The following is a 12,433-nucleotide window of genomic DNA, read 5'->3' on the forward strand; positions in this document are numbered from 1 at the left end:
GACTAAGGTTTTTTTATACAATCGCCTCTTTGTACCATTCACGAGCCTGTTCAGCTTCATGCTGAGTCAGCTGATGGCCCCCGTCCTGCCAGAAAACGGAGGCTGATGCCCCGCTGTCACGCAAATAGCGGTAAAGCTCTTCTGATTCTTCCTTCGTGCAGAGAGGGTCGTATTTCCCGGCACCGATAAAAACAGGGAGCCCCGCCATATCAGGCAGCTCGATACCCCGAATCGGAACCATTGGATGATGCAGAATAGCCCCTTTTAACACATCTTTATAATGAAAAAGCAGGCTTGCCGCAATGTTTGCGCCATTTGAATATCCGACTGCAATCACTTTGCCGCGATCAAACTGATGCGTTTCTGCAGCCTCGTCGATAAAATCTTTCAATTCTCTTGTCCGCACCACAAGATCTTTTTCATCAAAAACTCCTTCACTCAGACGTTTGAAAAATCGCGGCATTCCATTTTCAAGCACCGATCCTCTGACACCAAGCAAATGGGCATCAGGGTCTATAAACCGCCCCAATGAAAGCAGATCGTGTTCATTACCACCCGTGCCATGCAACAGCAAAAGTACGTTGTCAGATGTTCCTTTTTCATAAATATGCTTCATTATAAATTCCCCCTTTTAAAGTTCAGGTAAAATGTCTGTAATTTGTTGTCTATGTTTCTCCAGCCATTCAGGCAGTTTTAAGGAAGTCCCTAGCTCAGCAAACGTTTCATCTGTCATAAAGCCCGGTTCATCTGTGGCAATTTCAAATAAGATACCGCCTTTCTCCCTGAAATAAACTGATGTAAAGTATTCCCTGTCGAGAATTTCTGACGAAGGCAGATGGTTTTCAGCAATAATCGGCAGCCATTTCGCCTGTTCCTTTTTCTTTGTCCGAAACGCTACATGGTGTACCGTACCATATCCTCCGACTCCTCTTTTTTCAGGGTATAAATGGACATCAATGACACCGCCGACGGCCGCTGAGGTTGCCAGTCTGACAATCTGGTCTTCTTCGGCCACTTTGGTGTATCCAAAGCTTTCCATTAACAATTGTATGGTCGCCTGCGGGTCGTAGGAATATAGCAGCACACCTCTCATTCCCGTAATTGCTTCATTTGTTGTGATCCCGTCAGGCGTCCACTCGCTTTTGCCGCTTTTCGCATCCTCCATGATCGCCAGCGGAAGGTCTTCTGTATCATCAAAAATAAGACCTTTTTCACCAAACAACGTTTTTTCCTCTAGGCTCAGCCCGCTTTTCTCAAGACGCTCCTTCCAAAAAGACAGGGAGCCTGAGGGAACTGAAAAGTACACCCGGCCCGCTTGGCCTTTTCCTACCGTTCCCTGTCCGCTTCCTTGGAACGGAAAAAAGGTCATTATTGTACCGGGATCTCCGTTTTGATTCCCAAAGTAAAAATGATACGTTCCGGGATCATCAAAGTTTACTGTTTTTTTAACAAGCCTGAGCCCAAGCACTTCTGTATAAAATCGCAAGTTTTCTTGCGGATCTCTGGCGAATGCTGTGACATGGTGCAATCCTTCTGTTTTCATTTTCTCACTCCTATTTATCTCGATTTCAAGATATTTATTATTTTAAACCTTAATTGAAAAGGATGCAAACCATGTGTTTTGATTAAATAATTGAAAAAATCACTTTTTTCTAATAATTATCTTGTGATCTTTTCTTACAACTGCTATTATAGTGAGCATTATCATGTTTCAGGAGGAAAGTAAATGGTTAAAAAAGCACTTATTGTGATTCTCATTCTTTTGCCATTCGTTCAGCTCGCGCTTTTGCCGCTTGTGAATCGAATAGAACCGATTATATTCGGCCTGCCGTTTTTCCACTTTTGGCTGCTGCTGTGGATTATTGTTACGCCGTTATGCTCGTTTGGCATTTATCAGATGCAAAAAAAAGATGGAGGACTTGAATAATGCAAGGGAATCTGACTACTCTTCTCATTACTTCTATTATTGTTTTAACCGTTGTCTGTATCGGCTTTCTCGCCGGAAGAGACAAATCCTCGCGCACTTCTGTGGAAGAATGGTCTGTCGGCGGCAGACGCTTCGGCGGTCTTCTCGTCTGGTTTTTAGTAGGCGCTGACCTTTATACGGCCTATACTTTCTTAGGGTTGACCAGTACTGCTTTTACAGGCGGAAGTGTTGCATTTTTCGCCATTCCTTATTCTGTGTTGGCCTACTTTATCGCCTACTTCTTCTTGCCAAAACTTTGGAAAGTTGCGAAAATTCATAAATTAACAACACTCGCGGATTATGCCCGGGAACGTTTTAACAGTAAGCTTTTGGCAAGCCTCGTTGCCATCGTTGGGGTACTCATGCTTATTCCGTACATATGCCTTCAGCTGAGCGGCATTCAAGACACGCTTCAGGTTGCCGGCACCGGATATATTAACGTAAAATTCGTTGTGATCATTTCATTTATTCTTGTTGCTCTTTACACATTCTTCAGCGGGATTAAAGGGCCCACATATACAGCCATCATTAAGGACATTTTAGTATGGGTCATTATGCTGTTTATGGTGGTGTCCCTCCCTCTCATTCATTTTAACGGCTGGACGCCAATGATTGACACGTTAGTGAAGGAAGCGCCGCAAATGCTGACGATACCGTCAGAAGGGCCAAAAGGCATTCCTTGGTTTATCACAGCATCTATTGTTTCCGCTCTGGCACTTTTTATGTGGGCACATGCCGCTACAGGTGTTTTCACGGCGAAAAGCGCTGATGCAGTAAGAAAAAACAGCATGTTTTTACCCCTTTACAATATTGTGTTAATTTTGGTCATTTTTCTTGGCTTTATCGCCTTTCTTGTTCTGCCGGAAGATACAAATCCAAGACTCGCGCTGCTGCATTTGATTCAAACATCTTACGGCGGCGTGGCACAAGGCTTTGCATATGCCACTATCGCTCTTGCTTCATTAATACCTTGTTCCATTATGGCAATCGGCGCATCGAATTTATTCGCCAACAACCTATACCGGGATTTGATTCATCCGAATGTGTCGCAAAGCAAGCTTACTCTTGTCACACGTTCAATGGTCTTTGTTGTCATCGGTCTCGCGCTGCTGTTTGGAATGCTGTTCCCGACTGCCTTAGTGACACTCCAGCTATTAGGTGTATCCGGCATGGTGCAAATCTTCCCGGCGATTGCTGTCAGTCTATTCTGGAAGCATCAAACGAAAGAAGCGACAGTTATCGGATTATTAGTCGGCCTTGCGGTTACGTTTATTGTGTATATCACTCAATCCGCACATGGCATTTATGAAGGATTCTGGGGATTGGCCGCCAACATGATCGCTGTGGTTATCCTGAATCCGCTGTTCGTTAAAAACGCGGGATCCAATCCTGTCATTGAAGGTTTATTTGGCAAAAAACAAGACGCTAATCCAAATCAAAAGGGTGCATAAAAAAACCATACGCGGCAGCCGCGTATGGTTTTTTTACATTTCTTTTTTCAGTGTTTCAATTGCCTTTTCCATTTGCGTATCATTATCAGACAGCTTCTTTTGAAGTTCTATCATTAATTTCGTTGTTGTATCGCCAGTCAGTATGCCTGTTTCTTTCAGCTCCTCTTTTTTCTGGAACTGTTTGACGACAGATACAAAATCCTGGTCATACGTACTGTTAACGTTTACCTTGTAACCAAGTGCTTTGAGCATTTTCTGAGCCACTTTGACGTTTGTGCCTGTATCACCTGATTTGTACGTTTTATCTGCGTCCAAATACGGCAGCTTCGCGTAATCAGGCAGCTCAGCTTTCACTTGAGGCTTGATGCCTTTTTTGTGAATCCATTCGCCGTCAGCAGTCAGCCATTTGGCAACTGTCAGTTTGACAGTAGAGCCATCATCATATTCTTTTGCCGTTTGCACTGTACCTTTTCCGAATGTCGTCTCGCCGATTAACGGTACGTTTGACGATTCATGAAGGGCAGCGGCCATAATCTCGGCTGCACTTGCTGTACCGTCATTTACTAAAACGACGGTCGGCTTGGTCACTTTCCGTTCTTTTTCGGCCTTCATGACTTCTTTTGAACCGTTTTTGTATTCAACCTGCATGATGTTTTTCCCTTTATCAATGAACAGGTTGCTCATCGTAATCGCCTGTTCCATTAAGCCGCCCGGGTTGCCTCTCAAGTCTAAAATATAGCCTTTGGCGCCTTTTTTCTCTAAACTGTCAATCGCATCTGTCAGCTCTTTAGCTGTTGTTTCAGAGAAAGAAGTGATTTGAATTTCTCCGATGTTGTTGTCTTTCATCTCTGAATAGACAGTCTCTACAGGAATGGTATCGCGCTTAATGGAAAGATCGATATTCCCCACTCCCGCTCTGTTCAGTTCAAGCTTCACCTTTGTGCCCTTTTTGCCTCGGATTAAAGCGACGGCTTCATTTACATTCATGCCTTTTACGCTTTTTCCATTTACCTTAATGATTTGGTCTCTCGGTTTGATACCGGCTTTTTCAGCAGGTGAACCTTTAATTGGGGATACAATAAGGATTTCTCCGTCTTTCTCCTCTACTTGGGCTCCGATTCCTTCAAAAGATGCTGAAATCGTCTCGTCGAATGATTTCGCTTGCTCTTGATCCATATATGTAGAGTACGGATCATCCAGTGATTGAATCATTCCTTTAATTGCTCCGTCTACTAATTTGTCATCATCTGTTTTTTGGTAATAATCACTTTTGATTTGCTCATACGCTTTATTTAATTTGTCGAACTTACTGTCTCCTGTGCTTGCTGATTTTTGGCCCAGGATACTGGAATTGCCCGTAATAAATAAAGTAAGCGCCGAAGCGACAACTGCAGTGATCAGCACAATAAAAAACAGTTTTAATTGCCGTTTCAATTAAACACCACCTTTTTCTTCTTACATTATTATCATGGACGAATTCTTATTCGTCAACTCGGAGCAGAAATGAAAGAGAAACGCCCTTCTTTTGCTTTTCATAAACCTATGTCTTTATACGACATATGATAAGGAAAAAGGAGGATTCGATATTGAGCCGATATTTAGAAATGCTGTCCTTATTCGGTGTCGCAGGGGCGCACCCAGGCGGGCTGGCTTTTTCAAAAGCGGTCTTGCAAAAGGCTGCACCCTCTCCGGATCAGCCGATTCTTGATGCCGGATGCGGAACAGGGCAAACGGCGGCTTATTTAGGACATTTGCTGTATCCTGTAACAGTCGTTGATAAAGATCCTATTATGCTTGAGAAAGCGAAAAAAAGATTTGCGAATGAAGGGCTTGCCATCCCTGCATATCAGGCGGAGCTGGAACATCTCCCGTTTTCTTCTGAGTCCTTTTCCTGCGTCCTGTCAGAATCGGTCCTCAGTTTTTCACGCCTGACATCCTCTCTTCAAGAAATTTCAAGAGTTTTAAAACCCGGCGGGATGCTGATTGGTATCGAAGCTGCTTTAAAAAAACCGATGCCCCCTGCAGAAAAGAAGCAAATGATGGATTTTTACGGATTTACTTGCTTACATGAAGAAAGCGAATGGCATAAACTCCTAAGATCCTATGGCTTTCAAAAGACAGAAGCTATGACACTTCTTCCGGAAGACATGGAATTTGAACCAACCACAGAAATGGATTTATCGCAAACGATTGATCCCATCTATTACGATACGCTTCAAACACATTATCAGCTCATGCAGTTATATAGTGAGTACATGGGTCATTGTATTTTTATCGCGTACAAGTAAAACGGCGTATCGCCCCCTGTTTTCGTCCAACCTTTTTTTCCTATCTATCATATGCTGATAGAAAGTCAGGATAGGAGGGGAACAATATTGGAGAGATATTATCATCTTTGCAAAAACCATCAAGGTAAAGTCGTCAGAATTACAGAGAGAGGCGGGAGAGTTCACGTCGGCAGAATTACCCGTGTAACAAGAGACAGAGTTTTTATAGCTCCGACCGGCGGAGGGCCAAGAGGTTTCGGTTACGGATATTGGGGCGGTTATTGGGGATACGGAGCAGCTTACGGTATTTCCCTCGGTTTAATTACAGGGGTCGCTCTTGCTGGTTTATTCTTCTGGTAAGCATAGAACAAATGCTAGATTCACCAGACACAATGAAGCCCGCTTTTCTAGAGTAAGCGGGCTTTTCATTTTAAATTTTCTTCACTTTTTCAAAGTACTCTTCAAGCGTTAAATCATTATCTTGGATGACCTTTGCGGCTTTTTTGCCTACATAGCGCAGATGCCATGGCTCATATTCATATTTCGTGATATCTTCTTTATTTTTCGGATAGCGAATGATAAAGCCATATTTATAAGCATTGTCCTGCACCCATTTCCCGTCTGCCGTGCTTCCGAACGCTTCATTTAGCTCAAAGCCATTGCTCCGGCTCGAAATGTCCATCGCAAGGCCTGTTTGGTGCTCGCTTTCACCCGGGTAAGCAACCGCTTCCTTTGCCTTCTTTTCCCCTTTTAGGCTTACTTCATTGTCAAAAATAACTTTCTGTCTGTCATACGAACGGTACCCTGAGACAGCTGCCAGTTCATAGCCTTCCTTTTTGGCAGCATCGAACATTGTTTTTAATGCGTCGGCGGCTTCTTTTCTGATGTAACGTTTTTGAATCTTTTCTTCAAAAGAAAACTCTACATCAGGTATGACAAGATCGCTAGGTTCATAGTTTCCGGGCAATGCGTATTGTTTATTGACAAGCGCGAGTATATTTTCTGGATTTTGAATGGTTTCCAGACCATCGACTTTTTTAATATCATTGAAATACTGGCTTTCCAATGAAAACTCACTGTTTTGAGTGTTTGATTTTTTGCTGTCAGCTGTTTTTTGTTCTGTTTGCTTTGTTTCTGCTGTGGTTTTCGTATCCTTTTGAGCATCTCCGTTCGACATGCTGCAGCCGGCTCCGACTATTGCCGTTACACTCAGAGCGGCAGCCAGTGAGAACCATTTACCGGACTTTTTCATATTACATTACCTTCCTTTTATCAATCGTTTCCGCATTCATAAAGAAGAGGCTGCCGGCACCCAGCACGCCTCTTGATATATTTTATTGTGATACGGAATGTAAAGCCACTTCTATCATATCATGAAATGTCGTTTGACGCTCTTCCGCTGTCGTTTCTTCTCCTGTTAATACGTGATCACTCACGGTGAGAATTGACAGGGCTTTTCTTCCGTGCTTCGCTGCTAATGTATACAATGCAGTTGTTTCCATTTCAACGCCAAGCACACCGTATTTTGCAAGTTTTTCAATTTGCGAATCGTCATTGTAGAACTGGTCAGCTGTAAATACGCTTCCTACAGTCACCGGCACACCTTTATCCTTTGCGGCATCATAGGCATTTTTTAAAAGCTCGAAATCTGCGCAAGGCGCAAAATCAACGCTTCCGAAAGCAACTCTGTTCATTTGTGAATCAGTTGAGGAGGTCATCGCCAAAATGACGTCTCGCACTTTGACATCTTTACGAATAGCGCCGCAGGAACCGACTCTTATTAGATTTTGCACATCGTAGCTTTGAATTAATTCATTCACATAAATTGAAATAGACGGAACGCCCATTCCCGTGCCTTGTACTGAGATTTTTTTACCTTTATATGTACCCGTAAATCCATACATGCCTCTGACTTCATTGTAGCATTCTACATTTTCAAGATACGTTTCTGCAATAAATTTTGCTCTGAGAGGATCTCCCGGCAAAAGCACAGTATCCGCAATTTGTCCTTTTTCAGCACCTATATGTACACTCATCTCATATCCTCCTGTAAATCTAAATTATCATCCAGCCCGTCCATTTTACAACGAATGTCATGATGAAACAAACTTTAGCATTGATTATAAAGGAATATGTCGAAAAAAGAAATGTTCGAGGATCTGTTAGGCACTTCCTCAGAAAAACGGATAATCGGGGTGTTAATTTGAAAACCTAACCGCAGGAAGGAGGGGTGGGACATGGGTAAAAAACATCGCAACCGGATCACCGGCCAAAAAAAGAACAATCATATACCTGAAAAAGATATCATTGCAGCTGAAGAAGCACACGGGAAAGAATATTCCGCTGCCAAACGCAAGCCTTAAAACTGCAGAAAACTGCGGGTTTCCGCAGTTTTCTTTTCATTATGTCGTTTGTACAATCAGACGATTGATTTTCCTCCAGCCGGCGGGAAGCAGTTGATAATATGTTTTCCCTTTTCTGCCTTCATCAATCAGGATCACGTCCCCTGTGGCCATGAATCTTGCATCATAATCACTCGGAACAGTGTCGAATACATTAAACAAAGAGAATGCTCTTTTCAGCACGTCTTGATGATCGCTCCCGTTCAGTTCAGTTCGATAGACGGCTCTGTAGCCCTTTTTTTCGCCAAACCGGGGTGTCTGAAATATTGTCACGTCATAGGAACAAGACTTCTTTTTAAACACGGATAACATCATCAAGATCCCCTCCCTTTTATTTCTATAACATATTGGCGTTTTTGCTGTGTTTTCCTCTCTCTATTTTTGTCGAAACCGCTTAATCTTTTCGTCAAAACCTTTTACTAGGAAAAACAGAAGCAAGCCGAGACTGAAGCCTCCTAACACATCCGTCAAAAAATGAACCCCCAGATAGACTCTGCTTATGCCGACCAAAACAGTAATTACACCGGCTATGATATATACCATTTTTTTATGCTTGGACAAAAACGGGAGGTGTTTCACTAAAAAGTAAGCAATAACAGGATAGACACAAGCTGCATTCATGGAATGGCCGCTCGGAAAACTGAAGGATGATTCATGAACCAGCGGTGCAAAATCAGGCCTCACTCTTTCGATCCATTCTTTTAAGACTTTGTTTAACAGCCGATCTGTGCCGAATACTAAGAGCATCAACAGGCCGTCCCATGTTTTTCTGTAGAAAAACATGCCTGCTCCAATGATGACAATTAGAGGGAGCAGAAAAGAAGAAGCACCAAGATGCGTGATCCCCGTCATGACTTCATTAAGCCATGGCTGACGGATCAAAACAGCTGCCTTGCTTATTGCTTCATCTGCAGATTGAACAGCATTTGTATGAATGGCCGCAGCTAGAATGAGAAAGAAAAGAAACAAGCTAACGGGCTTGTACAATTTAACCACCTCAATTTTCACAGAAGTCATAGAACATGAATAATAAAACCGGAGCTGACCGCTCCGGTTTTAAGCCTCACTCATCTTCATCCAGCTCTTCATCTATCATACATTTTTCTATCAAATAATCAAAGGTAATATCAGCGATTTCAAACAGCTCATCCTCACTCGGTATGTAGCCCCGTCTTGCAAGCTCTCTGTAAAAAAATTCAGCGATTTCTTCCGTATCAATCACAAGATCTATTTCTTTCATCTCCGTACCGCCTCCTTTTTTATGTTTTATGAAAAAACAGGCTGAATTATACCCGGTGTTCTAAACAATTCTTTCAGTCATATATTGAATAAAAAACGAGCCATGGGAGGCTGACGCTATGATTGCTAAAATGATGGAAGCACTGGACGGAGAAAGATTTGATATCATAATGGAAAAAACGCTCAAAGGAATGACGCGTGTGATGATTTGGGGCTGTCTGCCATATTTTTTATATGTCTTGATCCGTATGTTCACAAACTAACTGAAATGCTCTTTTAAACTTTCCAAAACAAACATCATCATGTCTTTATATTCTTCATCATGAAACATTTCGTACAGAATTTTGTAGTCATTATAAATATCCAGAAGCTCATCAACAATTGACACAGCAAGGATGTGAAGGGTATCTTGATCTTCATCATCGCCTTCAAACTGAAGAAGAGCAGACGATGCGATATCTTCGCCGATCTCATGGCCAGTTTCTCCGACATAATGGACAAACAACAGCTGATGCACAAACTGGTCCATTTCATATTTTCTAAGCACCAGCGTGAGATCCTCTTCCTCCGTTTCAAGCCACTCTCCATCCTTTAAACGGGTCAGCTCATAAATGATATCTTCCCAGCCATCTTCTAAATATCTCCAAATTTCTGTTCTATGGCCGATAATGCGAAAGAGTTCTTTTCCATAATCTTTTACATAAACAACGTCCCCAATAAGGAATTCATACTCAATATCAAGCTTCTCCATGTCGACAATGACACCCTCATAATCTTTATAAAGCTGAATAGATGATTCAAAGTATAAAACTTCGTTATGATTGACTTCATAAAGATAGTGTTTATCAATTTGGTGTACTTTTGTGATGGTGCCGACTGTTCCATACATAATGACGACTACGATATCCCCTACTTGGAATTTCGGTTTATTTTGCTTCATGGTGTCTCCCCCTCGCCGCAACATTTCTCATACGCTATCGTATGCCGGGTGAAGCCAATTCGCATGGGCATGAAAACCAAAGGAAATATCCAATTATGGTATGGGTATGGACATAAAAAAATCCGCAGTGATCTGCGGATGAAACAGCTATTATCTGCCGTGCACTTCAGACTCGTATTGATCCCAAGCTTCATCAAACGTCGCCATCGTGTGAAGGTAATCAGCATTCAGCTCCAAATATGAACTGATTTCATGATAATCGGTTGATGTTTTTGGAAAGCTGTGATCCTCATACGCCTGATTGGCAAATTCACTGATGCTGTCCTTCGGCTTAGGGTGTCTGTATTTCAATAAATAGTGATAAAAGGATTTCATGGGTTTCCCCTCCTGGTGTCTGTCTTTTGTTGTTCTATTATACAGTTCAAGTGTAAAATTACAACAAAAGAATACTGAAACATGACTCAGGAGAAGTCAAAATAGTTGCGTTTCAAAATTCTTTCTGTCTCCATGAGCTGCTGATATGTCAGGCTTTCAGGCAGTTTTTTTGTTTGAATTAAAAGCAGCTGATCCTCAATCTCCTTAACCGTGTTTTCCTCTTGATAGGTCATACCGCAGGAAGAACATACCATGGCAGGGATGTCTGTCAGTTCTATAGCCCTCGATCCATCAGGGAGCTCCCAGTACACCGTGTTCCTGCCGGGCACCGCTTCAAGCTCGCCGCACCATTCGCATGTTTTCATGAAGAATCCCCTCCGCATTCAGTCTCTTTCTGTTTTTTCTGCTGCGCCAAAAATTTCTTTTCTTTGAGCTGATCTCTTTTCTCACGCCGATCTTTTAATGTTTCATGCTCCGGATTTGCGATGTATGCCTCTCTCCTTTTGATTCTGTCTACATTTTCAGGTGTAAACGAAACTTCTTTGTCAGCAAAAATGGCACTCAGCCCGATCGGCTCCTTTTTGTCAGCGGTTTCAGGGAAAACGGACTCAAAATAGGCGTCTGCCTGATTGGGGATATAATTCTCTGGTTCCGGATATGACGTAATCACACCTTCAAAATTTCTTAAGATCACTTTGTCAGGACTTTGTGACAGGACATAGTTTGGCTGCAGGGCGATTTTACCTCCTCCGCCTGGTGCGTCAACGACAAAGGTAGGAACCGCATAGCCTGAGGTATGACCTCTCAGCCCTTCAATGATCTCCAAACCTTTGGAAACAGGAGCTCTGAAATGCCCGATTCCCTCTGACAGATCACATTGGTAAATATAATAAGGACGGACTCTGATTTTTACCAAGTCATGCATGAGCTTTTTCATAATTGGAACCGAATCATTTATACCTGCTAATACGACAGCCTGATTTCCGACCGGCACTCCCGCGTTCACCAGCTTTTCACATGCCTCAACGGATTCTTCTGTCATTTCGATGCTTGTGTTAAAATGGGTGTTCAGCCAGACCGGATGATATTTTTTCAATATCTCGCACAGATGATCGGTAATGCGCTGCGGAAAGACGACGGGCGCTCTTGTTCCGATTCTGATGACTTCCAGATGCGGAATACTGCGCAGCTCTTTTAAAATATATTCTAAAATTTGGTCGTTGATGAGCAGCCCATCACCGCCTGAAATTAAACAATCTCGGATTTCGGGTGTTTCCCGGATATAAGCAATTGCAGCATCAAGCTGTTTTTTTGGGACGCCCATTCCGATTTGTCCGGAAAAGCGCCTTCTTGTGCAGTAGCGGCAGTACATGGAACATTGATTCGTGACAAGAAACAGCACACGGTCGGGATAGCGGTGTGTCAGACCGGGTACCGGTGAATCTTCATCCTCATGGAGCGGGTCTTCCAGATCGTATTTTGTTTTGTGCATTTCTTCAGAAAGCGGCACAGACTGCATGCGTACCGGGCATCTCGGATTGTCGGGGTCCATTAAAGAAGCATAGTAAGGTGTAATATTTAAGGGGATCGTTTTGGTAGAAATTCTGACGCCTTCCTCTTCATCCTCGGTCAGATTGATGACTTTCTTTAAATCATCTAACGTTCTTACAGTGTGTGTCAGCTGCCAAAGCCAATCGTTCCATTTCTCTTCCGGAACGTCCTTCCATAACTCGATCTCCTTCCAATGCCGTTTCGGTTTATACCATTTGTTTTTCAAACGAACTCCTCCTCGC

At 42.8% G+C, this 12,433-nt stretch carries 18 protein-coding genes; 6 read left to right on the forward strand and 12 right to left on the reverse strand.

Annotation, left to right across the window (positions count from 1 at the left end):
• Positions 1-13: 13 nt before the first annotated feature.
• Together NSQ16_RS10650 and NSQ16_RS10655 are read right to left on the reverse strand one after the other, a co-directional pair.
• Positions 14-616: an alpha/beta hydrolase gene (locus tag NSQ16_RS10650; RefSeq protein ID WP_024573520.1), complete on the reverse strand. Its 603-nt coding sequence runs from the start codon at positions 614-616 to the stop codon at positions 14-16.
• A gap of 15 nt (positions 617-631) precedes the next feature.
• Positions 632-1,543 (reverse strand): ring-cleaving dioxygenase, encoded by a 912-nt coding sequence (locus tag NSQ16_RS10655; RefSeq protein ID WP_230488211.1) that lies wholly within the window; start codon positions 1,541-1,543, stop codon positions 632-634.
• 183 nt (positions 1,544-1,726) lie between these two features.
• Here NSQ16_RS10655 and NSQ16_RS10660 point away from each other — a divergent pair, with 183 nt between their 5' ends.
• Together NSQ16_RS10660 and NSQ16_RS10665 are read left to right on the forward strand one after the other, a co-directional pair.
• Entirely contained in the window at positions 1,727-1,927 is a 201-nt protein-coding gene (locus tag NSQ16_RS10660; RefSeq protein ID WP_230488212.1) for a DUF3311 domain-containing protein, read from the forward strand.
• Positions 1,927-3,417 carry a sodium:solute symporter gene (locus NSQ16_RS10665; protein ID WP_327836949.1) on the forward strand — a complete coding sequence of 497 codons (1,491 nt, stop codon included), beginning with the start codon at positions 1,927-1,929 and terminating at the stop codon, positions 3,415-3,417. Before NSQ16_RS10660 ends, NSQ16_RS10665 begins: the two co-directional genes overlap by 1 nt.
• A gap of 33 nt (positions 3,418-3,450) precedes the next feature.
• On the opposite strand, the gene ctpA is transcribed toward NSQ16_RS10665, so the two are convergent.
• The gene (gene ctpA / locus NSQ16_RS10670) at positions 3,451-4,851 is read right to left on the reverse strand and encodes a carboxy-terminal processing protease CtpA (protein WP_108029325.1); all 1,401 of its coding nucleotides are present in this window, start codon (positions 4,849-4,851) and stop codon (positions 3,451-3,453) included.
• 152 nt (positions 4,852-5,003) lie between these two features.
• Here ctpA and NSQ16_RS10675 point away from each other — a divergent pair, with 152 nt between their 5' ends.
• Positions 5,004-5,705 (forward strand): class I SAM-dependent methyltransferase, encoded by a 702-nt coding sequence (locus NSQ16_RS10675; RefSeq protein ID WP_015714112.1) that lies wholly within the window; start codon positions 5,004-5,006, stop codon positions 5,703-5,705.
• Between the two features lie 87 nt (positions 5,706-5,792).
• Positions 5,793-6,044, forward strand: a complete 252-nt coding sequence (locus NSQ16_RS10680; RefSeq protein ID WP_014477099.1) for a hypothetical protein — start codon at positions 5,793-5,795, stop codon at positions 6,042-6,044.
• A 70-nt stretch (positions 6,045-6,114) separates the two neighbouring features.
• Here NSQ16_RS10680 and ldcB read toward each other — a convergent pair whose 3' ends face one another.
• A complete protein-coding gene (ldcB, locus tag NSQ16_RS10685) occupies positions 6,115-6,936 on the reverse strand; it encodes an LD-carboxypeptidase LdcB (protein WP_014480046.1) in 822 nt (273 codons plus the stop codon).
• Positions 6,937-7,018: 82 nt separating this feature from the next.
• The gene (gene deoD / locus NSQ16_RS10690) at positions 7,019-7,720 is read right to left on the reverse strand and encodes a purine-nucleoside phosphorylase (RefSeq protein WP_003231176.1); all 702 of its coding nucleotides are present in this window, start codon (positions 7,718-7,720) and stop codon (positions 7,019-7,021) included.
• A 201-nt stretch (positions 7,721-7,921) separates the two neighbouring features.
• Between deoD and NSQ16_RS10695 the strand changes: the two genes are divergently transcribed.
• Positions 7,922-8,047 (forward strand): hypothetical protein, encoded by a 126-nt coding sequence (locus tag NSQ16_RS10695; RefSeq protein ID WP_003231174.1) that lies wholly within the window; start codon positions 7,922-7,924, stop codon positions 8,045-8,047.
• Between the two features lie 39 nt (positions 8,048-8,086).
• Here NSQ16_RS10695 and yodL read toward each other — a convergent pair whose 3' ends face one another.
• The 3 genes from yodL to NSQ16_RS10710 form a co-directional block, all read right to left on the reverse strand.
• The gene (yodL, locus tag NSQ16_RS10700) at positions 8,087-8,401 is read right to left on the reverse strand and encodes a shape determination protein YodL (RefSeq protein WP_004399431.1); all 315 of its coding nucleotides are present in this window, start codon (positions 8,399-8,401) and stop codon (positions 8,087-8,089) included.
• Positions 8,402-8,461: 60 nt separating this feature from the next.
• Entirely contained in the window at positions 8,462-9,073 is a 612-nt protein-coding gene (gene pgpB / locus NSQ16_RS10705) for a phosphatidylglycerophosphatase PgpB (protein WP_015251881.1), read from the reverse strand.
• A 76-nt stretch (positions 9,074-9,149) separates the two neighbouring features.
• Positions 9,150-9,326, reverse strand: coding sequence for a YozD family protein (locus NSQ16_RS10710; RefSeq protein WP_003231166.1), 177 nt, complete (start codon positions 9,324-9,326; stop codon positions 9,150-9,152).
• Positions 9,327-9,444: 118 nt separating this feature from the next.
• On the opposite strand from NSQ16_RS10710, the gene NSQ16_RS10715 reads away from it, so the two are divergent.
• Positions 9,445-9,588 (forward strand): hypothetical protein, encoded by a 144-nt coding sequence (locus NSQ16_RS10715; RefSeq protein WP_003231164.1) that lies wholly within the window; start codon positions 9,445-9,447, stop codon positions 9,586-9,588.
• On the opposite strand, the gene NSQ16_RS10720 is transcribed toward NSQ16_RS10715, so the two are convergent.
• The 4 genes from NSQ16_RS10720 to ablA form a co-directional block, all read right to left on the reverse strand.
• A complete protein-coding gene (locus tag NSQ16_RS10720; protein WP_014480050.1) occupies positions 9,585-10,265 on the reverse strand; it encodes a hypothetical protein in 681 nt (226 codons plus the stop codon). The two genes, NSQ16_RS10715 and NSQ16_RS10720, sit on opposite strands and share 4 nt — an antisense overlap.
• A 150-nt stretch (positions 10,266-10,415) precedes the next feature.
• Entirely contained in the window at positions 10,416-10,640 is a 225-nt protein-coding gene (locus NSQ16_RS10725) for a YozE family protein (protein ID WP_003231160.1), read from the reverse strand.
• An 86-nt stretch (positions 10,641-10,726) separates the two neighbouring features.
• On the reverse strand, positions 10,727-11,005 hold the full coding sequence (locus NSQ16_RS10730; protein WP_327836953.1) for a YokU family protein: 279 nt from the start codon (positions 11,003-11,005) through the stop codon (positions 10,727-10,729).
• On the reverse strand, positions 11,002-12,417 hold the full coding sequence (gene ablA, locus NSQ16_RS10735) for a lysine 2,3-aminomutase (protein ID WP_004399420.1): 1,416 nt from the start codon (positions 12,415-12,417) through the stop codon (positions 11,002-11,004). The genes NSQ16_RS10730 and ablA overlap by 4 nt, the downstream gene beginning before the upstream one ends.
• Positions 12,418-12,433: the final 16 nt, after the last annotated feature.

It is taken from the genome of Bacillus sp. PS108, from assembly GCF_037963335.1.
GTDB classification, from domain to species: domain Bacteria; phylum Bacillota; class Bacilli; order Bacillales; family Bacillaceae; genus Bacillus; species Bacillus subtilis.

What these genes read in the sequence shown, in the direction of transcription:
- NSQ16_RS10650 (WP_024573520.1), bottom strand. Translation starts at nt 616, where the DNA reads ATGAAGCATATTTATGAAAAAGGAACATCTGACAACGTACTTTTGCTG.
- NSQ16_RS10695 (WP_003231174.1), top strand. Translation starts at nt 7,922, where the DNA reads ATGGGTAAAAAACATCGCAACCGGATCACCGGCCAAAAAAAGAACAAT.
- NSQ16_RS10655 (WP_230488211.1), bottom strand. Translation starts at nt 1,543, where the DNA reads ATGAAAACAGAAGGATTGCACCATGTCACAGCATTCGCCAGAGATCCG.
- yodL (WP_004399431.1), bottom strand. Translation starts at nt 8,401, where the DNA reads ATGATGTTATCCGTGTTTAAAAAGAAGTCTTGTTCCTATGACGTGACA.
- NSQ16_RS10725 (WP_003231160.1), bottom strand. Translation starts at nt 10,640, where the DNA reads ATGAAATCCTTTTATCACTATTTATTGAAATACAGACACCCTAAGCCG.
- deoD (WP_003231176.1), bottom strand. Translation starts at nt 7,720, where the DNA reads ATGAGTGTACATATAGGTGCTGAAAAAGGACAAATTGCGGATACTGTG.
- NSQ16_RS10715 (WP_003231164.1), top strand. Translation starts at nt 9,445, where the DNA reads ATGATTGCTAAAATGATGGAAGCACTGGACGGAGAAAGATTTGATATC.
- NSQ16_RS10720 (WP_014480050.1), bottom strand. Translation starts at nt 10,265, where the DNA reads ATGAAGCAAAATAAACCGAAATTCCAAGTAGGGGATATCGTAGTCGTC.
- NSQ16_RS10665 (WP_327836949.1), top strand. Translation starts at nt 1,927, where the DNA reads ATGCAAGGGAATCTGACTACTCTTCTCATTACTTCTATTATTGTTTTA.
- NSQ16_RS10660 (WP_230488212.1), top strand. Translation starts at nt 1,727, where the DNA reads ATGGTTAAAAAAGCACTTATTGTGATTCTCATTCTTTTGCCATTCGTT.
- ldcB (WP_014480046.1), bottom strand. Translation starts at nt 6,936, where the DNA reads ATGAAAAAGTCCGGTAAATGGTTCTCACTGGCTGCCGCTCTGAGTGTA.
- NSQ16_RS10730 (WP_327836953.1), bottom strand. Translation starts at nt 11,005, where the DNA reads ATGAAAACATGCGAATGGTGCGGCGAGCTTGAAGCGGTGCCCGGCAGG.
- NSQ16_RS10710 (WP_003231166.1), bottom strand. Translation starts at nt 9,326, where the DNA reads ATGAAAGAAATAGATCTTGTGATTGATACGGAAGAAATCGCTGAATTT.